Annotated in this window: 26 protein-coding genes; 14 read left to right on the top strand and 12 right to left on the bottom strand. The window is 69.4% G+C overall.

Going from position 1 to position 22,114, the window contains the following annotated elements; genetic code table 11:
- Positions 1-47 precede the first annotated feature (47 nt).
- From PYR72_RS06530 to PYR72_RS06505, 6 genes are all read left to right on the top strand, one after another.
- Positions 48-917 carry an endonuclease/exonuclease/phosphatase family protein gene (locus PYR72_RS06530; RefSeq protein WP_275454363.1) on the top strand — a complete coding sequence of 290 codons (870 nt, stop codon included), beginning with the start codon at positions 48-50 and terminating at the stop codon, positions 915-917.
- A gap of 693 nt (positions 918-1,610) precedes the next feature.
- Positions 1,611-2,630 (top strand): trypsin-like peptidase domain-containing protein, encoded by a 1,020-nt coding sequence (locus tag PYR72_RS06525; RefSeq protein WP_275454362.1) that lies wholly within the window; start codon positions 1,611-1,613, stop codon positions 2,628-2,630.
- Between the two features lie 48 nt (positions 2,631-2,678).
- Positions 2,679-2,909 carry a hypothetical protein gene (locus PYR72_RS06520; RefSeq protein ID WP_275454361.1) on the top strand — a complete coding sequence of 77 codons (231 nt, stop codon included), beginning with the start codon at positions 2,679-2,681 and terminating at the stop codon, positions 2,907-2,909.
- A 92-nt stretch (positions 2,910-3,001) separates the two neighbouring features.
- Positions 3,002-3,913: an aminoglycoside phosphotransferase family protein gene (locus PYR72_RS06515; protein ID WP_275454360.1), complete on the top strand. Its 912-nt coding sequence runs from the start codon at positions 3,002-3,004 to the stop codon at positions 3,911-3,913.
- Between the two features lie 85 nt (positions 3,914-3,998).
- Complete coding sequence (locus PYR72_RS06510; RefSeq protein ID WP_275454359.1) at positions 3,999-4,169, top strand: hypothetical protein; 171 nt, start codon at positions 3,999-4,001, stop codon at positions 4,167-4,169.
- Positions 4,170-4,334: 165 nt separating this feature from the next.
- Positions 4,335-4,634 (top strand): hypothetical protein, encoded by a 300-nt coding sequence (locus tag PYR72_RS06505; protein WP_275454358.1) that lies wholly within the window; start codon positions 4,335-4,337, stop codon positions 4,632-4,634.
- Positions 4,635-4,679: 45 nt separating this feature from the next.
- On the opposite strand, the gene PYR72_RS06500 is transcribed toward PYR72_RS06505, so the two are convergent.
- A complete protein-coding gene (locus tag PYR72_RS06500; RefSeq protein WP_275454357.1) occupies positions 4,680-5,333 on the bottom strand; it encodes a maleylpyruvate isomerase family mycothiol-dependent enzyme in 654 nt (217 codons plus the stop codon).
- Between the two features lie 67 nt (positions 5,334-5,400).
- Between PYR72_RS06500 and PYR72_RS06495 the strand changes: the two genes are divergently transcribed.
- Positions 5,401-5,877: a MarR family transcriptional regulator gene (locus tag PYR72_RS06495; RefSeq protein WP_275454356.1), complete on the top strand. Its 477-nt coding sequence runs from the start codon at positions 5,401-5,403 to the stop codon at positions 5,875-5,877.
- A gap of 32 nt (positions 5,878-5,909) precedes the next feature.
- On the top strand, positions 5,910-6,620 hold the full coding sequence (locus tag PYR72_RS06490; protein WP_275454355.1) for a 2-phosphosulfolactate phosphatase: 711 nt from the start codon (positions 5,910-5,912) through the stop codon (positions 6,618-6,620).
- A gap of 43 nt (positions 6,621-6,663) precedes the next feature.
- Here PYR72_RS06490 and PYR72_RS06485 read toward each other — a convergent pair whose 3' ends face one another.
- The 3 genes from PYR72_RS06485 to PYR72_RS06475 all read right to left on the bottom strand — a co-directional run bounded on the left by PYR72_RS06485 (position 6,664) and on the right by PYR72_RS06475 (position 8,037).
- Complete coding sequence (locus tag PYR72_RS06485) at positions 6,664-6,891, bottom strand: hypothetical protein (protein ID WP_275454354.1); 228 nt, start codon at positions 6,889-6,891, stop codon at positions 6,664-6,666.
- A 98-nt stretch (positions 6,892-6,989) separates the two neighbouring features.
- Positions 6,990-7,556: a hypothetical protein gene (locus PYR72_RS06480; RefSeq protein ID WP_275454353.1), complete on the bottom strand. Its 567-nt coding sequence runs from the start codon at positions 7,554-7,556 to the stop codon at positions 6,990-6,992.
- Between the two features lie 34 nt (positions 7,557-7,590).
- Positions 7,591-8,037 (bottom strand): hypothetical protein, encoded by a 447-nt coding sequence (locus PYR72_RS06475; protein WP_275454352.1) that lies wholly within the window; start codon positions 8,035-8,037, stop codon positions 7,591-7,593.
- A gap of 224 nt (positions 8,038-8,261) precedes the next feature.
- Here PYR72_RS06475 and PYR72_RS06470 point away from each other — a divergent pair, with 224 nt between their 5' ends.
- Positions 8,262-8,501 (top strand): hypothetical protein, encoded by a 240-nt coding sequence (locus tag PYR72_RS06470; RefSeq protein WP_275454351.1) that lies wholly within the window; start codon positions 8,262-8,264, stop codon positions 8,499-8,501.
- Positions 8,501-8,878, top strand: a complete 378-nt coding sequence (locus PYR72_RS06465) for a fic family toxin-antitoxin system, toxin component (RefSeq protein ID WP_275454350.1) — start codon at positions 8,501-8,503, stop codon at positions 8,876-8,878. Before PYR72_RS06470 ends, PYR72_RS06465 begins: the two co-directional genes overlap by 1 nt.
- 58 nt (positions 8,879-8,936) lie before the next feature.
- On the opposite strand, the gene PYR72_RS06460 is transcribed toward PYR72_RS06465, so the two are convergent.
- From PYR72_RS06460 to PYR72_RS06440, 5 genes are all read right to left on the bottom strand, one after another.
- Positions 8,937-9,110 carry a CsbD family protein gene (locus PYR72_RS06460; protein WP_275454349.1) on the bottom strand — a complete coding sequence of 58 codons (174 nt, stop codon included), beginning with the start codon at positions 9,108-9,110 and terminating at the stop codon, positions 8,937-8,939.
- An 84-nt stretch (positions 9,111-9,194) separates the two neighbouring features.
- Positions 9,195-9,413, bottom strand: coding sequence for a helix-turn-helix transcriptional regulator (locus PYR72_RS06455; protein WP_275460342.1), 219 nt, complete (start codon positions 9,411-9,413; stop codon positions 9,195-9,197).
- A gap of 104 nt (positions 9,414-9,517) precedes the next feature.
- Positions 9,518-11,263 carry a group II intron reverse transcriptase/maturase gene (ltrA, locus tag PYR72_RS06450; protein WP_343245516.1) on the bottom strand — a complete coding sequence of 582 codons (1,746 nt, stop codon included), beginning with the start codon at positions 11,261-11,263 and terminating at the stop codon, positions 9,518-9,520.
- Between the two features lie 654 nt (positions 11,264-11,917).
- Entirely contained in the window at positions 11,918-12,409 is a 492-nt protein-coding gene (locus tag PYR72_RS06445; RefSeq protein WP_275454348.1) for a DUF2975 domain-containing protein, read from the bottom strand.
- A gap of 95 nt (positions 12,410-12,504) precedes the next feature.
- Positions 12,505-13,767 carry a cellulase-like family protein gene (locus PYR72_RS06440; protein WP_275454347.1) on the bottom strand — a complete coding sequence of 421 codons (1,263 nt, stop codon included), beginning with the start codon at positions 13,765-13,767 and terminating at the stop codon, positions 12,505-12,507.
- A 76-nt stretch (positions 13,768-13,843) separates the two neighbouring features.
- Here PYR72_RS06440 and PYR72_RS06435 point away from each other — a divergent pair, with 76 nt between their 5' ends.
- Positions 13,844-15,889, top strand: coding sequence for a glycoside hydrolase family 2 TIM barrel-domain containing protein (locus PYR72_RS06435; RefSeq protein ID WP_275454346.1), 2,046 nt, complete (start codon positions 13,844-13,846; stop codon positions 15,887-15,889).
- 93 nt (positions 15,890-15,982) lie between these two features.
- Here PYR72_RS06435 and PYR72_RS06430 read toward each other — a convergent pair whose 3' ends face one another.
- From PYR72_RS06430 to PYR72_RS06420, 3 genes are all read right to left on the bottom strand, one after another.
- Positions 15,983-16,912 carry a carbohydrate ABC transporter permease gene (locus PYR72_RS06430; protein ID WP_275454345.1) on the bottom strand — a complete coding sequence of 310 codons (930 nt, stop codon included), beginning with the start codon at positions 16,910-16,912 and terminating at the stop codon, positions 15,983-15,985.
- Entirely contained in the window at positions 16,909-17,814 is a 906-nt protein-coding gene (locus PYR72_RS06425) for a sugar ABC transporter permease (RefSeq protein ID WP_275454344.1), read from the bottom strand. Before PYR72_RS06425 ends, PYR72_RS06430 begins: the two co-directional genes overlap by 4 nt.
- A 64-nt stretch (positions 17,815-17,878) precedes the next feature.
- Complete coding sequence (locus tag PYR72_RS06420) at positions 17,879-19,228, bottom strand: sugar ABC transporter substrate-binding protein (protein ID WP_275454343.1); 1,350 nt, start codon at positions 19,226-19,228, stop codon at positions 17,879-17,881.
- Positions 19,229-19,375: 147 nt separating this feature from the next.
- On the opposite strand from PYR72_RS06420, the gene PYR72_RS06415 reads away from it, so the two are divergent.
- From PYR72_RS06415 to dgoD, 3 genes are all read left to right on the top strand, one after another.
- Positions 19,376-20,137: an SDR family oxidoreductase gene (locus PYR72_RS06415; protein WP_275454342.1), complete on the top strand. Its 762-nt coding sequence runs from the start codon at positions 19,376-19,378 to the stop codon at positions 20,135-20,137.
- Positions 20,138-20,222: 85 nt separating this feature from the next.
- Positions 20,223-20,969, top strand: a complete 747-nt coding sequence (locus PYR72_RS06410; RefSeq protein WP_275454341.1) for a FadR/GntR family transcriptional regulator — start codon at positions 20,223-20,225, stop codon at positions 20,967-20,969.
- Positions 20,966-22,111 (top strand): galactonate dehydratase, encoded by a 1,146-nt coding sequence (gene dgoD, locus PYR72_RS06405; RefSeq protein ID WP_275454340.1) that lies wholly within the window; start codon positions 20,966-20,968, stop codon positions 22,109-22,111. Before PYR72_RS06410 ends, dgoD begins: the two co-directional genes overlap by 4 nt.
- Positions 22,112-22,114 lie beyond the last annotated feature (3 nt).

Below are 22,114 nucleotides of genomic sequence, written 5' to 3'. Positions count from 1 at the left end.
GTCACAGCTTCGTCGCCTACCCTCAAGCGTGAGGACGGTGACGTGGGATGCCACCGGGGACGCACATCGAGGAGGCTGCGGTGTTCGGAAGGGGCACGTGGGTGGTCGCGGGTGCCGTGGCCGTGGCCTGCCTGGCGGTCGTCGGTCCCAGCACACCCGGCGACGGCGTCTTCGCCAGATCGCTTCCCGCGGACGCCGTCAAGAAGGTCCACCCCGACCGCGTCATGACGTGGAACATCTGCAACCCCTGCGACGAGAGCAACGTCGACCGGGCCGCGGAGATCGCCGCGGTGGCTCCCCAGGTCATCGGACTGCAGGAGGCGTGTGTGCGGGACGTGGAGAGGATTCGGGAGTATCTGGAGACCTTCCACGGGCTCGTGTACCACGTCGAGTACGGCTCGGTCCTCGGGAGTTGGAGCCGGTGCGGGGGAGCGCCGTGGAACCCGGGAGGCTTCGGGCAGGCCATTCTCTCGGCCGGGCCGTTGACGGACCGCGTCGGCGTCGAGTACCCGGAGGGCGGCTCGGAGGACCGGGGATACATGGCGGTCACCGCGACGGTGGGCGGTCAGCCGGTGAGGATCTTCAACACGCACCTCGCCCAGCGGCGCCAGGAGGCGATCAGGGCGGACCAGATCGATGTCCTGGCCGAGGAGGTCGCCCGCCACGACCGCGCGATCGTCCTCGGTGACTTCAACGCCGTGCCGGACGCGGCCGAGCTGGCCCCGATGTGGAAGGTGGCCAAGGACGCGGACACCGCATGCCGTCCCCCGTCCGACGCTGCCTGCGGGCTGACCACCGACTGGCAGAGCAAGTTCGACTACGTCTTCCTGCGGGGCGTCTCCCCGCTGGCCCAGCGGGTGCGGCTCTCCGAGTCCTCGGACCACAACCTGGTGTACGCGGACGTGGACCTGACCTGAACCGGGTGTGAGGGCGGTTGGGCTTCCGAGGGAAGCGGGCACGGGCGGCCGTCTCCCAACGTCGGCATCAGGCCGCGCCCTTCCCGCGGACGACCAACTCCGCCGGGTCCGGTCGCTGCCGTAACTCCGGCTGTATATGGGCGAGTTGGCGCTGTCGAGAGGCGTGCGTGACCTGGTGTGCCACCGGCCGGAGTGGCCGAACGATGCTGAAGTGTCCGGAGGGGCAGGCCGCGGGGCCGCTCCCCGGGCTGTTTCCGGCGTTCCGACGACCGAACAAGTCCGGCCCCCGGTGTTCCTGTCGCCCCCATCAATGGCATGGACCCGCCAGATATGACCGGTGCGGTTCCGTCGGGCCGACTGCTCGCCCGGCCTGTTCGCGACGGCCGGGCGAGTGACGGGCGTCTCACCCGTCGACAGTGGCCGGCCTTGGAACGCAGCCGTTCCGCACCCCTGGCCGGGCGTGCGAGCGGCGTGGCGACAGCCGCCGCGCCAGGCGCATATGACGTGCCGTCAGAGACGGCAAGCGGTAATCCGGACCGGCCGAAAAGAAGGCCCTCGCACCGGGGGGAGCAGAGCGGCTGATCTGAGGCTGTTTCGCGCGTTCCCGCCCCGCCTAGGTTCGCTGTGCTCCGCACACTGATCGGTCATTCCGTCAGAAACACGCACTCCGACGACAATCGAAGGAGAAAACTCGTGCGCAGTCTCAGACTCTCGATACTTCCGCTCGCCGCGGCCACCGTGCTGGCCCTGATCGGTGCCACCACGGCAGAGGCGGCACCCGTCGCGGCCGAAGCCCGAACCGGGGCCGGCGCCCTCACCGCCGCCGCGAACGACACGACCAGCGTGGACCGGACCGCACGCCTGTCCAACGGGGCCGCGGTCGACTCGGCGAAGGACGCGGCGGCAATGGCGCGTTACTGGACACCGGAACGCATGGCGAAGGCCATCTCGCTCGACAAGGTGGCCACCACCTCGCGCAAGGGTCTCTCCAAGCCCGTCGGGCCGACCGGGGCGCCCGGATCCGTACCGTCCGCGCCCGCCCGCTCCAAGACCGCGTCCATACGCATCAACGAATCCGCCGCGGTGGGCAAGGTGTTCTTCACCAACCCCAGTAACGGCGGCACCTACGCGTGTTCGGCGAGCGCGCTCAACAGCGGTTCCAAACAGATGGTCGTCACCGCCGGGCACTGTGTCCACGGCGGCAGCGGCGGCACCTGGATGACGAACTGGGTCTATGTGCCGCGCTATCGCTCCGGAGCCCGCCCGTTCGGCACCTTCGCCGCCAAGCAGATGCGCACGTTCAACGCGTGGATCAACAGCAGCGACCTCAGGCGGGACGTCGCCATGGTGACGACCTGGCCGCTCAACAACAACAAGGTCGTCAATGTCACCGGCGGACACGGGATGAGCTGGAACTTCTCGCGCCAGCAGCCCGTCACCATTCTGGGCTACCCCGGGAACCACGACAGCGGGGAACTCCAGTGGGCGTGCACCGGCACCACACGCGCGGCCAGTGACAACGGCATCGAGCTCCAGTGCAACTTCGGCGGCGGCTCCAGCGGTGGACCGTGGCTGCGGGAGTTCAACGACTCCAACGGTCTCGGATCCGTCAACGGCGTGATGAGCACCGTCACTTCGACCGGCTGGAACGAGGCCGCCTACTTCGACGACGCGGTCAAGGCCATGTACGACGCCCAGGGCAACGTCACCTGACGGACCCGCACCACCGGACCCCCGCACACCGGACAAGGAGCCCCTTCCATGCGTCGCAGCAACCTGAGCCGCTGGGCGGTGGCCGCCGCCCTCGTCGCCGCCGTCGTGGCGGTGGCGGCCTGGCGCACCGCGGCCGCCGCCACGGAATCCGAGCCACAGCCGGAACCGGGAACCACGGTCCACGACGTACGGCAGGACAACCCGGAGCGGCTCGGCGACTACTGGACGCCTGAGCGCATGCGCGAAGCAGAGGACGCGCCCATGCCGAAGCGCGACTGAGGGCGCGCGGGTCCGCGACGAGTACGGCACCGGGATCGCCGGGAGGCGAGGGCGACCTCACCTCCCCGCGATCCCGGTTACCGTTTCCCCTCATGACAGCCACCGAGTCGGACATCACCGAGGACCTGATCCGGGAACTGCTGCGTGAGCAGTGCCCCGACCTGGCGCATCTCCCCTTGAAGTTGGGAGCGCTCGGCTGGGACAACCAGGTGTGGCGGCTCGGCGACGACCTCGCCGTCCGGCTCCCCTGGGCGACGGACACCGCGGACGCGCTGCTCCACAAGGAACACGCGTGGCTGCCCGGCCTCGCTCCGCACCTTCCTCTGCCCATACCCGTACCGCAGCGCCTCGGTGAGCCGTCCGAACGGTTCCCGCGCCCCTGGCTCGTCACCACCTGGGTCCCGGGGGAGCCCGCCGACCGCGCCCCCGCCACGCGCACCCCGGACGCCGCCGTGGCCCTGGCCGCCTTCCTCACCGCCCTCCACCGCCCCGCCCCCGACGGAGCGCCCGCTGGCCGGGACCGGGGTGGCTCGCTGGCCGACACCGCCGAGCAGTTCACCCGGGGACTCGCGTCGGCCGCCGAACTGGGGCTGATCCAGGACCCGGACGCCGTCCGTGCCGTGTGGGAGGACGCGGCGGCCGCCCCCGAATGGACGGGCCCGAGGCTCTGGCTCCACGGCGACCTGCACGCGGCCAACATCCTCACCAGGGACGGCACCTTCTGCGGAGTGATCGACTTCGGCGACCTCTTCGCCGGCGACCCGGCCTGCGACCTCGCCGCCGCCTGGACCCTGCTGCCGGACGGCGAGGCCGACCTCTTCCACCGCACCTACCGGCCGGCCCCGGACGCCGCGACCCTGCGCCGCGCCCGCGGCTGGGCGGTGCTGCGCGCCCTCGGCGGCATCCACATCGGACATGCCGGTGTCCACGGCCGTCCCGGGGGCAAGGCCACCTGGGGCCCGCCCGCCCATGCCGCACTGCGACGCCTCACCGCGCCGGCCTGAGCCGCGGAACACGGACCCGCGTCCCGACGTCTGGCCCGGCGATACGGGGGCACACGGACGTCACCCGTACGAAAGGAACCGCTCCATGCTGGGTATAGCCGCGGCCGTACTGTTCTTCATCGCCTTCCTGATCAACGCAGCGGAGATCTCGACGAACGACGCCTTCTCCTCCACGAACATCATGCTCCTCGGCCTGATGGTCCTGGCCCTGCATGTCGCGGGCATCGGCAGCGGCTGGTCCGCCCGCAGACGCTGACGGAGTGTGAGCCCCGGGGTGGGTGCGGACGTGACGGCGTCCCGCACCCACCCCGACGCCTGTCCCGGCCGGTTCCGCGGCGTCCGTGGCCAGGAGCTGCGGGCGCCGGAGCTTTCGCGGGTGCGCGGCCGGTGATTCCGTGAGGGATGGGGGTACACGGGCGGCATGCCACCGACAAACGATCACCTCCTGCCCTCGCGGGCCGTGCGACAGCTGCGCCGGATCCGCGCGTTCTACGCGACGGCCGCGTCCGTGTGGGCCGCCCTGGCGGCCTGGGAGGGGTGGCAGCATCCCGGCAGTCGGCCCATGTGGGTGTCGGCACTCCTGCTCGTGGTCTTCACCGGGCTGTTCTCCGTGACGTCGCTGTGGCTGTGGCGTCACCGGACCGCCGTCACCGCCGCCGCGGACGGGCCCGCGCGCCGTGGCGCTCCGCGGCGGATCACTCCCGCGCGGGGAGCCGCCTGAGCCTTTCGCACCCGTACCGCGTAGGCGTAGGCCGACGAGGCGAGATCAAGGAGCCGTGACCCCCTTCCACGGCTCTCCGGCGCGCTCGGCCCATGCCCGGGCCGCCTCCGGGCGGCCGGTCAGCAGCAGGAGGTGGGCCGCGATCGGACCGCGGACCTCCTCGCCGCCGCCGCGCGTCCACTCGATGTCGGTGGCGACGAGCCGGGCCTTCGGCAGGGGCCAGGGGCGGGGCGGCATCCGCATGGTCCACACGCGGTCGGCGGCGTCACGGGCGGCCGTCGGCGGCATCGTGCGGCTCCTGCCGAGCGCGAGCGAGATGTCCTGGCCGTGGACGAGCAGGTCGATCAGCGGCTCGCGAGGCGAGGTGGTGGGTGCCAGGCGACGGGAGCCGACGGTCGAGCGCAGGTTCCCGACGATCTCGGTCACGGGCAGCGAAGCCTCGCGGACCGCCGAGTCGTGGATGAGACGGTTCCAGTTCCCGCGGGCCCGGATCATCTCGCGCAGCACCTGCCCGTACGAGAAGCGTGCCGCGATGGTCAGGTGCGCGGCCACGTCCCGCACCCGCCAGTCCCCGCACCCGGTGCGTGTCTCCCACTCCTCGGGGCTCAGGCCCGCCAGCAGATCGGCCAGGCTCGTGCGCTCCTCGTCGACGATCCGCCAGAGCTCGTCGGTGTCCAGTGCTGCACCCACGGTGATCACCCACTCAAGTGGTAAGATTCTCTGACCAAAGTAGTCAGGGTATCTGACCAATGTCAAGGAGGAGAGGGTGGCTGTCGACGATTCCGCGAGAGGGGGTGCGGCGAGGGTGACGGCCGACGAACCCAACACGGGTGTCCTGCTGTTCCTGCCGTACAGGGCTCTGGAGAACCGAGTCTTCGCCGCGCTCGCCGAGGCCGGGTTCGACGACTTCACGCCCGCTCAGGCCCGGGTCATGCAGCGCATCGGCCCCCACGGCACCCGCCTCACCGAACTCGCGGAGCAGGCCCAGATCACCAAGCAGACGGCCGGGTTTCTCGTCGACCAGCTGGAGAAGGCGGGCTACGTCACCCGGGTCGCCGATCCGACCGACAAGCGCGCCCGGCTGGTGTGCGGCGCGGCCAAGGCGTGGGCGGCCAAGGAGGTCGCCGACGCGGTGGTCGCCGAGGTGGAGAAGGAATGGGAGGAACACCTCGGCAAGCGGCGGTCGAGGCAGCTGCGGGAAGCCCTGCTCCTGCTGAGGGAGATCACGGACCCGTGGCGTTAGGGTCGGCTGCCCGGAGGCCCCAGAATGGTGCGATGGATCATCACTTCGTCGGCATACCGGAGTTGACCGGTGTTCCGCGCGTCGCGGTCGTCATCGACGTCATGCGCGCCTTCACCGTCGCCGCCTGGGCCTTCTCGCGCGGCGTGGAGAAGATCGTCCTGGCCTCGACCGAGAGCGAGGCGCTCGACCTGAAGCAACGCCACCCGGGCTGGCTGGCGTTGAAGGACGGGGCACCGGCAGCGGGCTTCGACGCGGTGAACTCGCCCGGCCTGCTCAGGACCCGCGACTTCGCCGGCCGCACGCTGGTGCAGAAGACGACGGCGGGAACCGTGGGCGCGCTGGCCGTCGCCGGCGCACCGCTGGTGCTGTGTGCGAGCTTCGTCGTGGCGGGCCCGACCGCCCGGTTGCTGCGGGCCCGGGACGCGGGCCCGGTGACGTTCGTCGTCACCGGCGAGGACGGCCGGGCCGACGAGGATTTGGCCTGTGCCGAATACATCGGGCGCCGGACGGCCGGAGGCGACGTCGCACCGGACCCCTACCTTCACCGCGCGAGGAAGTCCCGTGCCGCGGCCGACCTCGCCGCCGGCCTGCGCGGCGGCTGGCACCCGGACGACGTCGAACTCTGCCTGGACGTCGACCGGTTCCCCTTCGCGATGGTGGCCGGCCGGGAGGGGCGCCTCACGGTGCTCCGGCCCGTCGAGGTGCCGCCCGCCCTGACACCCGCTGAAGCGGAGTACCGGTGACCTCCCGGACGGGAACCGGACCCGGCGTGGCACACCGCCACGGTCACGGCAGCCGGTACACCGCCTCGTCCGGATCGGGTCGGACGATGACCCCGTCCTCGGCCAGGGCCCGCAGATAGGTGCGGGCCGCCTTCTCCGCCGCCTCCCGGTCCTTCGGCTCATGACCGGCGACCCGCAGAGCCAGCGCGGCACGCCGCGTGTCCCACACGCCCCCGAGCGCCTGAATCACCGCGGAGAGCGCCTCCTTGTACGTCAACGGCGTATCGGTCATCGCATCCTCCCCATTCGGAACCGGCCACAGCATGGCACGGCGAAGGGGCCCCCGCAGGGCCGGGTGGCCGTGCGGGGGCGGCGTCGTCTCCCGGCCGCTCAGGACCGCTTCGCGACATCCTTCACCGATGTCGGGCCCAACTGCTTGGCGCTGGCGTATTCCGGCATCGTCATGGGCTTGTCGAACAGGAAGAACGACTGGTTCGTGCCGACCGTGAACTCCATGTACGCGCCCGTCGTGGCGTCGAAACCGTAGTAGGCGTTGCAGGTGGACCCCGAGGTGTACGTGCCGTCCATGCCGGGCTGGGCGAGTACCGCGATGCCCTCGGAGGAGGATTCCACCTTCTCCGTCGGCGTGAGCATCTTGCAGCGCGGCACCGGCAGGCCCTTCATGATGAAGTACCCGTAATCGCCCTTGGCGTTCTGGATGTAGACGTACGAGAGCTTGCCCCGCTTCCCCCAGGTCTTGATCCACTGGTTGATCGCCTCGCGGGTCGGCGAGTACTCCATGCGGCCCGCCGGCTGCTGGGCGACGAGGTGGTCGTAGTTCTGCTGTTTTGCGGCGTTCTCCTTGTCCTGGCTGGAGTCATCGGTGCAGGACGTCAGGGCGAGGCCCACGACGAGCGTCACGGCGGCGGCCTGGGCCAGGCGTGCGAACTTCTTCATACGGTGCTGCCCTCTTCCGGTGTCGGGATGCGGATCAGTTGGTGCACGTCGTGCGCTCGGCGTCGGCATCCAGCCGGTAGGGCAGGTCCTTGTCGCGGAAGGGCGCGCGATGCTCCTGGGCGGCCTTGGAGTTGTAGTCGTTGACCGACTCGATCCGAGTGGCCTTCAGCGCGGTGATCGACTGGTCGATCTGTGCCGTGCGCGTCTTCGAGGCGTTCTCGCGCTCCTCCTCGAGCGCCTTGATCGTCCCCTCGGCGTTCTGCGCGGCCTCGCAGAGCTGGAAGAACTCCTCGTACGTGCTCTGCCGGAACTCGCCCGAGCCGACCGTGTTCTCGCGCTCGTCCGCCGCTCCCCGGAACGGGGCGGTGATCCAGGCCGCGCCGCCGAAGGCGAACGCGCCGACCACGTACAGCACCGCCAGGCCGACGACCCCGCCCACGGCCCACGCCCCCCACCGGGCTCCCTCGCGTATCTCCCCCATGGCCCTCCCCCTTCACCGGTGCTCCAACGGTGTGGAACCACCTTTGTGCTGGAGGACACGAGCCCGGGGGTGAAACGGTTCCGCAGGGACGGGCGCCCCCAAAGAGGCTTGCGTGTGGGCGAGTTGCTGTCGGTGGCCGGTGCCGAAGGGACGCGCTGCCGAAGAGGGACGCCCGCGCCGCCCGAACCTGTCCGAGGTGTGGTAACGGCTGTTACCATGCCTCCATGGCGAAGAAGCAGCTGGGCGCGCGCGTGGACGAGGATGTGGCGGACCTCGCGAAGCGGCGCGCCGCCGACCTGGGGCTGAGCATCGGGGACTATCTGGCCCGGCTGGTGCAGGAGGACGTCGGCGGCCTGCGCGCCCGCGGGGTGGAGGCCGCCGCCCGCTTCCTGGCCGAGCACCAGGCCGTCTTCGACGAGGCCGAGGAAGCGGAGGCGACACCTCGGGGAACGCGCGCCGCCTGATGGATCTGCACATCGACGTCCCCTGGATCCTGCAGGTCGCCGAGGTCGCCGGGGCGAACGATCCGGCGCCCGACGACTACGGCGTCCCCCTCTCGGCGGTAGCCCGCCACCGTGCCGAACTGTTCGAGCAGCCCGTCTACGACGGCCGCTACGCCAAGGCCGCCGCCCTGGTCCACACCCTCGGCCGGTGCCGCTGGCTGGAGCGGTCCAACATGGCGGTCGCCGCGGCCACCGGCGTCATGTACCTCGAAGCGTCGGGGATATCCGTCAAGCCCGCGCGCGAGGACGCCGTCGCCCTCAAGGACCTGCTCCTCGACCCCGCCTGCACGGCCGGGAGGATCGCCGCCCTGCTGCGGACCTGGCCGACGGCCGGCTGAGGCGGAACGGCCGACGGACCCCCGCGGTTCGTCGGGGGTCCGTCGAGGGTGTGGATCGTCAGTGCCGGAAGACGTCCTTCGTCTTCTCCTTGGCCTGGCGGGCGTCGCCCTTCGCCTGGCTGCCGCGGCCCTCGGCCTCCATCTGCTCGTTGCCCAGCACGCGGCCCGCCGCCTCCTTGGCCTTGCCCTTGATCGTTTCTTTCTTCGCCTTGGCCTTCTGCTCTCGTGCCACCGTTCATCACTCCCTGACAGGTCTGACCTCGGTGTCACTACGGCAAGTAGCCCTCAGTGCGGCAGTCAAACGCCCCGGGCGCGTCTATGACACGGTGTCCTCCGCCTCCCAGCGCAGCAGGTCGCCCGGCTGGCAGTCGAGCACCTCGCACAGCGCGGCGAGCGTCGCGAAGCGGACCGCCTTGGCGCGGCCGTTCTTGAGCACCGCCAGGTTGGCCGGGGTGATCCCCACACGGTCCGCCAGCTCTCCCACGGACATCTTCCGCCTGGCCAGCATCACGTCGATGTCGACGGTGATGGGCAGTCGGGTAGCCGGAGCGCGTTTCCGCGCCCCGGCCCCCTCAGAACCGGACGTGCGGCTGTTCACCGCATCCGGCTCAAGCGGGCCCTGATGGCTACGTGAACTGGTCATGCTTGCGTGGCCTTCCTGTTATCGCCTGCGTGATGCTGGCGGTGGCATTCGGCGTGTACGAGGCGGAGGTTGGTTCTTTCATCCGAGCCGCCGTCCCGCCGATACATGAAGTGGTGCTTGTGCAGTGGCTTCATGGATGCCGAGAACCATGCAGCCCATTCACGCGGGCTGTCTGGTTCGTATTCGGCACCGGAGATCAAGGGCTGTTTACACAGCGGGCAGATCCCCTTCTGGCGGGCAGCCAGCGTGATCGACGTGCGGTCGATCGTTGCCGGGATATTCTTCTTTCGGCGGCTGGCCCAGTAGTCGGTCAGCGTCGGGTCGTCGACGGAGTTTCCTCCCTTGACGAGCACGTGCCGTTCGATCCGGGTCCAGTTGAACTTGTAGAGATAGGCACCAGAAACGCGGCTGCCAAATACCCAGTTGTCCATCCTGGTTGAATTGAACCGCCCGAAGTACCTCGCAACAGTCCAGTACCTGGGCTTCCTCGGGTGGCTGTGTTTCGCCCACTTGTAAGTGAGCAGCCACACATAGTCGTCCAAGGCGCTGAATATATCCTTGGACACCACCGTCCGGTAGTAGGTGGCCCATCCGCGGATGATCGGCCTGAGCTTGCGGATAACCGCGTCCGCGTTTGCTCCTCTCAGGGCAAGCATCTCATCTCGGAGCCTCTTCCGGATCCTCTTGACGGCATCCTTGCTCGGTTTGATGAGCAGTTTCCCGCTGTAGGAGCGCACGTTGAACCCGAGAAAGTCAAACCCTTCTTCGAGATGAACGACCTGAGTCTTCTCCTCATTGAAGAACAGCCCTCTCGGCTCCAGCCAGTTCGTCAATCTCTCTTTGGCTTGGTGTGCTTCCGCCTCGCTGTGACAGAGCACAACGAAGTCATCTGCGTACCGAACAAGCACCGGTGCGTCTCTGCGGCTCCAGGGCGTGGCGCCTTCGAGACAACCGACAGCCGTACTCATCCCGTGGAGGGCGATGTTGAGAAGCAGAGGGCTGATGACCCCACCTTGCGGGGTTCCCTCGCTTGTAGGCGAGAAGCGACCGCTGTCCATGACGCCGGCCTTGAGCCAGCCACGAACCATGTCCTTTGCAGGAAAGGTTCCGATGACCGACAGCAGGTGGTCATGGTTGATGCGGTCGAAGGCCGCTGACAGGTCGGCGTCGAGGGCCCATCGCCTGCGCCCTCCGCTTTTTGCCACCAGATAGATCGTTTGGATGGCGTCCTGACAGCCCCGGCCGGGACGGAAGCCGTAACTCCGCGCCTCGAACCGGGCTTCCCACTCTGGTTCCAGAGCATTCTTCACCCGGGCCTGATGAGCCCGGTCCCGAATGACCGGGATTCCAATCGGGCGCTGCTTCCCGTTGCTCTTCGGGATGTACACCCGCCGGACTGGATGAGCCTTCACGCTGCTGGCGCCGGCAAGTAACTCCGATACCAACATTCCTCGCTCCTGCGGAGTGAGGGCAGTATGTCGGTCCACCCCGGGCGTCCGGCGGCCTGGGCTCAATTGGGTCACGCGCTTCACACTTACGAATGTGTTGGCGCGTGATCTCAGCATGAGCTTCTGCAAGTTACGGACCCTTTTCAGGTCCCCGTTCCGCGTAGCCGCGAAGATCCTCTGGCGCAGTCGTCGTACCGATGCTTCCGCTGGAGCCCAATCGATGTTGTTCCAGACGTTCGCATGGTCCACAGGTCCGTTCGCGTCGGTAGACATCGTGGCCTCAATTGTGCTCATCTCCGCCTCCCCTTAGCGTCTAACTTGCCCTGTGGTTCCGATTCTTGTGACAGGTCATCTTGCGGGCCTACCTGATCCGCGTGGGCTCCCTTTCGGGCCGGGATCGTTTCCCGTATCCGGCGAGTTATGCGAGGAGTTGAGGGGGCTCCCTGATTTCCTCTGGGCTTTCGCCCTACCGGCATTCGCTTCTCGGATCATCCTGTCCCGCTGGGGAGTTGAGCCATCGTTACCTCCGGCCTACCGGACGACGTCCGGACCCAAACGGGGTTTCCACGTTCCACTCCTTGAGATACGGCTGGGGTGGGCGCCCTCTTAATCCCGGGATCTGCGGTGTCCGCTTCCCTGTATCTGAGCTCAGGGGTCGCTTTGCGCTTTCCAGCGCCAGATCCTAAAGGTCGCCGATTCCGCCATCTGCGACCGCGAGGTAACGAGACATCATCAAGGGTTCACTTGCGTTCGCCCGTCCAGCCTTCCCCTGACCTGTGGCGTCCCGATGGCCGGGACCCCCTTGGGCTTTCCGCTCGGCTTCGCACCCCACCGTTACCGGTGACGCACGCGAACGTGGGGACGGACCTGGACACTGGTCCGGGATGATGCGCTGCGTTGCCTTTCCTCGCGCATCACCCACTCAGCGGGAGCGACTTCGTGTCGCACTCAGATCACCTCGTCCAGCTCGGCCTGCATCCGCGTCGCCGCGACATCGCGCGCGACGGCCTGGGCGAGCAGCATCCGCAGGACCAGCACGAGGAGCGCGACCCCGAGGATGGCCACGCCGACACCGGCCATGATGACGGTGACGCCCGGGTCGTCCCGCTGGCCCGGCGCGTTCAGGGCGGTGACCGCGAACCACAGGAGCGAGGCGGCCGCGATGGCTCCGATCACGTAGTCCACGTACCGGAAGGCGGCGTGGGAGAACACGGTTCCGCGGCGCACCATCGTCACCAGCCGCCAGACGCAGACCAGGACGACCTGGGCCGCCACCATGCCCAGGGCCGTGATCACGCGCAGCGGGGTCAGCGGGAGCGAGCCGTCCTCCGGATCGTTGCCGCTGACCAGCGTGTACACCATCGACACCTGGACGAACACGGTGCCGACGAGCACCACCACGAGCACGGCGCGCAACGCCCCCACGGTCAGCTTTCCCATGACCTGTCCTTCCATCGAGTTGCGATGGGAATCTATCGAATCTCGATAGGGTTAGGCAGGAACGGGAGAGGGGATCCGGGTGGATGCCGCCGCCGTCAGGGTGCGGTGACGCGGGCGTTGACCCGTCGCATCCAGTCGCGGTCGGTGTGCCACATGGGGTGGTGCGGGGCTGCGTTGGAGGTCAGGACCACGCCCCGGAAGCCCGCGGCGAGACAGCGGTCGACGACGAACTCGGCGATGTCCTTGCCGACGGCGTCCTCCTCGAAGCGGGTCAGCAGCGGGGTGTACCCCACGACGCCCTCGCCGAGGACGGCCGGGATGCCCCGGCGGGCGGCGAACGCGGCGACGGAGTCGACCCACGAGGCCAGCGTCTCCCGCATGGCCTGCCGGTGGGCGGCGTAGTTCTCGTAGAGCCACAGGTCCCAGCGGTCGGGGTCGACCCAGTCGTGCGCGTAGAACAACTCGCGCGGGATGCCGGTGGCGGCCAGGCGCCAGGGCTCGTCGGGCTGGTGGTCGGCGAAGGCGGGTGCGTCGGGGCGCAGCATGGCGGCCAGTTCGGGGGTGGGCCACGTGGTCGTCTCGGGGGCGGCTTCCGTGCCGTGGCCGAGTCCGACCGCCTCGTAGAGGGCGCCGAGCACCCCGTAGACGTAGAAGTGGAAGTGGGCGACCTGCGCCCCCTCCGGCAGGTCGTCGATCTCGCCCGGCCAGGGCTCGCCCAGCGAGTAGGTGACGGTGACGCCGGGGTGGCGGGCCCGCAGCAGCTTCACGGCGCGGTCGAGGGGGCCGTACAGGTAGGCGTAGTGGGTGACGCCGTCGCGCGGGACCAGGGAGCAGTTGTCGACCTCGTTGTGCACCTCGACGTAGGCGACCTGTTCGGCCAGTCCGCGCTCGGTGAGGGAGTCGAGGAGCCCGGCGAGCGACTCGGCCACGGCCTCCGCGCGGTCCGGGCCGGGCACCTCGGCCAGGGCGCGGTGCCAGGCGTCGGTGTCGGCGAAGCTGGGGGACTGCTGGTACTCCCAGGACGACACGATCACCTTGCAGTCGTGGCGGGCGGCCGCCTCGAACAGCTCGACGAGCCGCCGGCGGCCGTCCAGGGGATAGCCGCCGCGCACGTCGTACCAGCGCGTGCGCCGGCCGAACTCCTCGCCCAGGCCACGGACCCGGATCGACTCCGGGTCCTTCACGCGCCCGGAGAACAGCAGGAAGGGCATGGCGCAGACGCGCACGGTGTTGAAGCCCCGGTCGACCGCCTCGGCGAACGCGCGGTCGAGGTCGGCGAACGGCTCGCCGGGTCCTGCCTGGGTGTACCAGCTGAAGTCCCACAGGGTGATGGTCATCGCTTGCTGCTGTGTCGTCATGAGGGCACGGTAGCTCAATTCATTAATTATGAATAATGCTTGACAGGGGTGTCGGGACTGCCCAGGCTCATGTGCCATGACCGAACCCATCCACCCGTCACGGCGCACCGTCGTCACGGCGCTCGGCGTGGCCGCCGTCGCCCTGCCGGCCTGGCCGCAGACGGCGCTCGCCGCGGACGGCTCCGCCTCCGCCCCCGCGAACGGCCCGGTGCTCGACTCCCACCCGGCCACGGAACCCTCCGGCACCCATGTGCGCGACATCGGCGGCACCCGCGTCGTCTTCCAGTACGGCACGGTGCTTCCCGCCTTCGACGGCCGGCGCACCCACGAGCCCACGCGCGAGTACCTGTCCCTCGACAAGCGATGGCGTTTCCGCTTCGACCCCGCCGACGAGGGACTGGACCAGGGCTGGCAGTCCCCGCGCCACGACGACCGGGGCTGGGGCCGTATCGACGTCCCGTCGGCCTGGGACCTGCTGGACACCCCCGGCTTCGGCTCGGAGTCCACCCCCTTCGGCAAGGGCACGGCGTTCGAGGACGGCTACGCCTGGTACCGCACCACCGTCGACGTACCCGCGTCCTGGCGGGCCCGGCACGTCCGCATCGCCTTCCTGGCCGCCGGCTACAGCGCCGAGGTCTGGCTCGACGGCAGACACCTCGGCAAGCACGAGGGTGCCAACTCGCCCTTCGCGCTCCCGGTCGCCGGTGCCCTGCGGCCGGGAACCCGCCAGACGATCGCCGTACGCGTCTTCCGCCGCGCGAGCTACACCGACTACACCTCCGCGACGCCGCAGCCCGTCACCGACGACCACGAACTGCCCTACAAGCCCGTCGACTACTGGCCCTACGCGGGACTCACCCGGTCGGTCTGGATCGAGGCGGTCCCGAAGGTCACCCTCGCCAAACTGCTCGTGTCCACCGAGAACGGACGCCTGGAGGCCCACGCGGTCGTCGAGAACCACGGCGCCGCCGACTTCGACGGCCGGCTCACCCTCGACCCCGGCCGGGGCAGCGGCGGCCGGCCCACCGTCGTCGCGGCCCGGATCCCCGCCCGGTCGGCGGGTGTCGTACGGGTCGCGGTCCGCATACCCGGCGCCCCCCGCTGGAGCCCGGCCGCGCCGCGCACGCTCACCGCCCGCGCCACCCTGACCGCCGGAAGGCACGCGGGTCCGCGGGTGGACACGCTGTCCACCCGGTACGGCGTCCGCGAACTCACGGTCGCCGACGCCCGGATGAGACTGAACGGCGAGCCGCTGTTCCTCAAGGGCCTCAACTGGCACGAGGAGACGGCCGCGCACGGCAGGGCGATGACGCCGGCCGAGTACGACCGGGAACTGGGCCACGTCAAGGCGGTGGGCGCCAACTTCCTGCGCAACTGCGTCTACAACCGCCACCCGTACGTCTACGACTGGGCGGACGAACACGGCGTGCTGGTCATGGACGACATCGACACCATGTGGCTCAACACCGCCCAGGAGAAGCTCCAGACCGAGCGCTACGGCCTCGCCCGCGCCCTGGCCCTGACCATGGCGTGGAACCAGCACAACCACCCCTCGGTGATCCTGTGGGGACTGCAGAACGAGTCGGAGATCGACACCGGCGGCGCCCCGGTCTACCGGGCCTGGCTCGCCGACCTGAAGGCGGCCGTCAAGTCCGTCGACCTCACCGCCCGCCCGGTGACGTGGGCCTCCAACACCAGCAACGACCCCGCGTTCGACCTCGCCGACGTCATCGGCTTCAACGAGTACTTCGGCTACTTCTACGGCAAGGACGCCGACCTCGGACCCACCCTGGACGCGGTGCACGCGAAGTATCCCGACAAGCCGATCCTGATCACCGAGAACGGCACCTGGTCCGTGGCCGGCACCCACGGCTCCGCCACCACGCAGGGCACGGAGGAGTGGCAGGCGGCGAGCTTCACCGCCCACTGGGAGCAGGTGACCGCGCGCAGCGAGTTCGTCGCCGGGTTCACCTACTGGGTGCTCAAGGACTACAAGCAGCGAGCCGGATACAACCAGGACTACAACGGCATCTCGGTCATGGGCCTGATCACCTTCGGTGAGGAGCGCCCCAAACTGGTCCACGACGTGTTCCGGAAGGCCGCGGTTCCGAAGGGGCGGTGACCCTTCGGCGGCCGTACGAGCAGGGGAGGGGCGATCCGCCCCTCCCCTTGTGGTGCCCTCCCCACCCTCACGCAGGCGTACGTTCCGGTGGTGTCAGCCCTTGACGCTGCCCTCGGTGAGGCCGCTGCGCCAGAAGCGCTGCAGGGCGATCATGGCGATCATCAGCGGGACGACGGAGACGAAGGCGCCTCCCACGGTCAGCTGGTAGAGCTGCGGCTGGCGGTCGGCGAAGGACTGCCACGACGTCAGTCCGAGGGTGATGGGATACAGCTTGGAGTCGGACAGCATGACCAGCGGCAGGAAGTAGTTGTTCCAGATGCCGACGAACTGGAAGAGGAAGATCGTCACCAGGGCGGGGGTCATGATGCGCAGTCCCACGACCGTGAAGATGCGGACCTCTCCCGCGCCGTCGATGCGGGCGGCCTCCAGCAGCTCGTCCGGTATCGAGGCCGCGGCATAGATCCGGCACAGGTACACGCCGAAGGGACTGACGAAGCTCGGCAGCAGCACGGCCCAGTAGGTGTTGGCCAGGCCCGCCTTGCTGAACAGCAGGTACATGGGCAGGGCCAGTGCCGTCGCGGGGATCAGGACGCCGCCCAGCACGATGTTGAAGAGCGTGTCGCGGCCGGTGAAGGAGAACTTGGCCAACGCGTAGCCGCACATCGCGGCCAGGAGCGTCGCCACGCCCGCGCCGACGCCCGCGTACAGCACGCTGTTGGCGGCCCAGCGCAGATAGATCGCGCCGTCGTAGGTGACCACCTGGTGCAGGTTGCTCAGGAACCGGGGACGGGCGAACCACAGCCCGAAGGTGCCGAACAGGTCGCCGGTGGACTTGGTGGACGCCACGACCAACCAGTACACCGGGAGCAGGAAGTATCCGGCGGCCGCCACGAGCAGGCCGGTGACCAGGATGCGGCTGCGCGTGGTGACCCCGGTGATGCCGCCGTGCGGTGTCGGTCCGTCGTCGGGGGCCGGCGTCTCGTCCCTCGGCGGGACCGTGCGGGCCGGTGTCCGGAGGCTCACGCGTCCCCTCCCTTCTTGTTGATCAGCCGCAGGAATCCGAAGGAGAGCACGAACGCGGCGAGGGCGAGCAGTACCGCCTCGGCGGCGGCGAGGTGGTAGTTGTCGTTGGTGAACGCCTCGTTGTAGGCGCTGAGGTTGGGGGTGTAGGCGCTGTCGATGCTCGACGAGACGGGCTTGAGCACCAGCGGTTCCGCGAACAGCTGCAGCGTGCCGATGATGGTGAAGACCGTGGTGAGGATGAGTGCCGGGCGCAGCAGCGGCAGTTTGACGTGCCGGACCGTCGCCCAGGCACCGGCGCCGTCGATGCGGGCGGCCTCGTACAGCTCCGCGGGGATCGTGCGCAACTGGGCGACGAGAACGAGGACGTTGTAGCCGGCGAACTCCCAGGTGACGATGTTCGCGATGGACCACAGCACCGTGTCTCCGCCGAGCAGGTCGACCGAGATCCCCAGATGGCGCATGCCGTCCACGAGAGGGCTGACTCCCGGTACGTACAGGAAGCCCCACAGGATGGACGCGATGACGCCGGGGACGCCGTAGGGCAGGAAGTAGGCGGCGCGGAAGAACCGCACGCCTCGGGCCGAGGCGCTGTCCAGCAGCAGCGCGAGCCCGGCGGACAACGCGACCATCAGCGGCACCTGGACGGCCGCGAACAGCAGGACGCGGCCGATGCTGCGCAGGAAGGTGTGGTCGGACAGCGCGTCGGAGTAGTTGTTCAGCCCCACGAAGACGCTGTGGCTGCCGCCGAGCCCCAGGGCTCCGGTGTACTCGACGTCCATGACGCTCTGGTGGACGGCGTAGCCGATGGGGAGGGCGAAGGCCAGGAGGAACAGCAGGAGGAACGGCGCGACGAAGGCGAAGGGCGCCAGGTTTCTGCGGCGGCGGGGCGCTCGGGTGGTCATCCGGGTTCTTTCTGGAGTCCGGAGGGCACGACGACGAGGGCCGTGTCGTGCCCTCCGGAGGCGGTCACTTGCCGGTGGAGACCTTCAGTCCCTTCTGCTTGAGGTCGTCGACGGTCTGCTGCTGTGCCTGCTCGACCGCGGAGACGAAGGAGCCCTTGCTGGCCAGGGCGGCCTGGAAGCCGTCGTTGAGATGCTGGTAGGTGGCGTCGATCGTCGGGATCCACTTCCACGAGTTGTCGATGCTCTTGTCCGCCTGCGCGAAGACCTCGTTGTACTTCTGGCCCCCGAAGAACGGCGACGGCTTGTCCAGGGAGGAGCCCTTGTACCCGTCGGCCGAGGCGGGCCAGCCGTATCCGCCCTGGAGCAGCAGGTCGACGCTCGCGGGGTCGGTGTTCAGCCACTCGGCGAACTTCAGGGCCTCGGGGATGTGCTGGGCGCCCTTGAGGACGGCGGTGGAGGAACCGCCCCAGTTCGCGGAGACGTTCGCCCCCTTCGTCCACTGCGGCATGGGGGCGACCGCCCACTTGCCGCTGGTCTTGGGAGCGTTTCCGCTGATGATGGCGTCACCCCACTGGGCACTGACCCACGAGGTGATGCCCCCGGACTGCAGGTCCTTGTACCAGCCGTTGGCGAAGTCGGGTTCGGTCTTGATCACTTTCTTCTTGCGCAGGTCGTCCCAGAACGCGGCGACCTTGAGGGTCTGCGGGGAGTCGATGTTCACCGACCAGGTGTCACCGTCCACGCCGAACCACTTCGCGCCGGCCTGCCAGGCGAGCGCGGTGAACCAGGCGGAGTTGCCGGGGGGAAAGGTGCTGATGTACGCCTTCGGGTCGGCGTCGTGGACCTTCTGCGCGGCCCGGGCGAACTCGTCCCAGGTGGCGGGCGGCTCGATGCCCCACTTCTCGAACAGGTCGGCGCGGTAGAACAGGCCCATCGGACCGGACGCCTGGGGGATCGCGTAGACGGCCGAGCCGAAGACTCCCTGCTGCCACTGCCAGTCCACGAACTTCGACCGGGCCTTGTCCGCGCCGTACGGGGACAGGTTCACCAGGCCCTTGTCCAGCAGGAACGACGGGATCTCCTGGTACTCCACCTGGGCCAGGTCGGGTGCGTTGCCGCTCTTGAGCGCGGCGCGCATCTTCGCGTAGCCGCCGCTGCTGCCCGCCGGGATCTTCTCCAGTTTGACGTGGATGTCGGGGTGGGTGGCGTTCCACTTGTCGACGGCCTTGTCCACGCCGGGAACCCACGACCAGAAGCGCAGGTCGACCTTCTCACCGGGCTTGGCGGGTTCCTGGAGGGCGGGGTCCTTCGAACCGCCGGAACCCCCGCAGGCGGAGATCAGCAGGGCGGTGGCGGCAAGGGTCACTGCGAGTGCGGCCCGGCTCTTTCTGCGGAGGTGTGTGGTGCGGCTCATCGGGGTGAGGTCCTTCCTGGCTTCGTGCGGGAGGCGCCTGTTGTCTGCCGGTCAGTGTTGGAGCGACATCACCACGCCGTCAAGATATATTCATAATTAATTGAAACAGCTATGGTGGGTGCAGCAGCGAGACAGGAGACGGACACGATGACGCAGTGCCGCAGGATGGCGGGACGCGTGGCGGTGATCACCGGCGCCGCGCACGGGATCGGTGCGGCCACCGCCCGAAGACTCGCCGACGAGGGCGCGACCGTCGTGCTCACGGACGTGGACGACGCCGCGGGCAAGGCGCTGGCCGCGGACATCGAGAACGGCGGCGGACGGGCGGAGTACGTCCGCTGCGACGTGACCTCGGCCGCCGACTGGGAGAACCTGGCCCGGCACGTCGACGAGCACCACGGCCGGCTGGACGTCCTGCACAGCAACGCCTTCGCTCAACTCAACAAGGCGGCGCACGAGTTGAGCGAGGCCGAGTGGGACGGCCAGATGGCCGTCCTGCTGAAGCCGGCCTGGCGCGGGATGAAGACCTTCGCGTCCCGGCTGCGCGAGGCCGAGGGGTGCGTGGTCCTCACCTCCTCGGTCCACGCGGTCATGGGCCTGCCGGGTCATGCCGCCTACGCCGCCGCGAAGGGCGCCCTGTGCTCACTGGGGCGGCAGCTGGCCGTCGAGTACGGACCGGACATCCGGGTCAACACCGTTCTGCCCGGCCCCGTCCTCACCGCCGCGTGGGACGGGATCCCGGAGGCCGACCGCGCGCGCAGCGTGGCGGCCACGGCCGCGAAACGGTTCGGACAGCCGGAGGAAGTCGCCGCCGCCGTCGCCTTCCTGGCATCACCGGACGCCTCCTATGTGACCGGAGCGAGTCTCGTGGTTGATGGAGGATGGAGCGTCATGAAGGAGTCCTCGTGAGCGGCACGTCCCCGACGGTGGGTACGACGTCCCCGACGGTGGGTACCAGGCCGCCCCGCACAGGACCGGCACGGAAACGGAGAACGTGGTGACCCATCCCGGCAGGGGGCTGCACGGCCAGGCGGTGGAGGAACTGGGCCGACGCATCATCCGCGGCGACTACCCTCCGGGCTCCGTGGTGGACCCGGTCAAGTTCGAGACCGAACTCGGCGTCAGCAAGACCGTGGTGCGCGAGGCGCTGCGTGTGCTGGCGTCCAAGGGCCTGCTCGAATCGAAGCAGAAACGCGGGACGACCATCCGTCCCCGCGCCGACTGGAACCTGCTCGACAGCGACCTGCTGCGCTGGCAGGGCAGCAGCGCCCCCACCGACGGCTTCCTGGAGGACCTCGCCGAGGTCCGCGCCATCGTCGAACCCGCCGGAGCACGGCTCGCCGCGACCCGCCGGACCCCCGCCGACCTCGACGCACTGCGCCGGGCGCTCGACGCGATGGCGGCGGCCGGCACGGACGCGGAGGCGATGGTCGAGGCGGACCTGGCCTTCCACCGCGCCCTGCTGGAGGCCGCGCACAACGAACTGCTGAGCCGGATGGAGGTCGTCATCGAGGCCGGCCTGCGCGTCCGCGACCGCATCGTGCACGGCGCCCTGCACTTCTCCGACTCCATCCCCGTTCACCAGGACCTGCTGACGGCCGTCGAGGCGGGTGACCCGGACGCGGCGGTGGCCGCCGTCGAGTCCCTGCTCGCGCAGGCGTCCCACGACCTGGCCGCCGTCCAGGCCCGGGACGGTCACGACGCTCTCGCGACCGACCCGCTTCCCGAGGAAACCCCTTGAAGATAACCGGACTTGAGACCTTCCTGGTCGCCCCGCGCTGGCTGTTCCTGCGCGTCACCACCGACGAGGGCGTGACCGGCTGGGGCGAGCCCGTGATCGAGGGTCGCGCCGAGACCGTGCGCGCGGCCGTCCACGAACTGGCCGACCACCTCGTCGGCCGGGACCCGCTGCGCATCGAGGACCACTGGCAGGTGCTCACCAAGGGCGGCTTCTACCGCGGCGGCCCCATCCTCTCCAGCGCCGTCGCCGGCATCGACCAGGCCCTGTGGGACATCGCCGGCAAGACCTACGGCGTCCCCGTGCACCGCCTCCTCGGCGGACCCGTCCGCGACCGCGTCCGGATGTACGCCTGGATCGGCGGGGACCGGCCCGAGGACGTCGCCGAACTGGCCGAGGAACAGATGAAGGCGGGCTTCACCGCCGTCAAGATGAACGCCTCGGCCGAACTCGCCCCCATCGACACCCCGGCACGCACCGCCGAGGTCGTCGAACGCGTCGCGGCCGTCCGCGACGTCCTCGGCGACGAGCGGGACATCGCCGTCGACTTCCACGGCCGGGCCTCCACCGCCATGTCCCGCCGGCTGCTGCCCCTGCTCGAACCCCTGCACCCGCTGTTCGTCGAGGAACCCGTCGCACCGGAACACTCGCACCACCTGCGCAGCCTGGTGGAGTCCACGAAAATCCCGCTCGCCACCGGCGAACGCCTCTACTCCCGCTGGGACTTCCGCGAGGTCCTGGCCAGCGGCATCGCCGTCGCCCAGCCCGACCTGTCGCACGCCGGCGGCATCTCAGAGGTCCGCCGCATCGCCGCCATGGCCGAGACCTACGACGTCGCCATGGCCCCGCACTGCCCCCTCGGCCCCATCGCCCTCGCCGCGAGCCTGCAGATCGCCTTCTCCGTGCCGAACTTCCTCATCCAGGAACAGAGCATGGGCATCCACTACAACCGGCAGTGCGACCTGCTGGAGTACGTGATGGACCCCGAACCCTTCCGCTTCCGGGACGGGTACGCCGTCGCCTCCACCCGCCCGGGCCTCGGCGTCGACATCGACGAGAAGGCGGTCCGCCGGGCCGCCGAGACCGGACACCGCTGGCGCAACCCCGTCTGGCGGGGCGCCGACGGGGCGTTCACCGAATGGTGAGCA

Source organism: Streptomyces sp. VNUA24 (assembly GCF_029167005.1).
In the GTDB taxonomy this organism is placed as follows: Bacteria; Actinomycetota; Actinomycetes; order Streptomycetales; family Streptomycetaceae; genus Streptomyces; species Streptomyces scabiei.
Note: the sequence above shows the minus strand (reverse complement) of the source record. Positions and strands in the feature narration are given on the sequence as shown.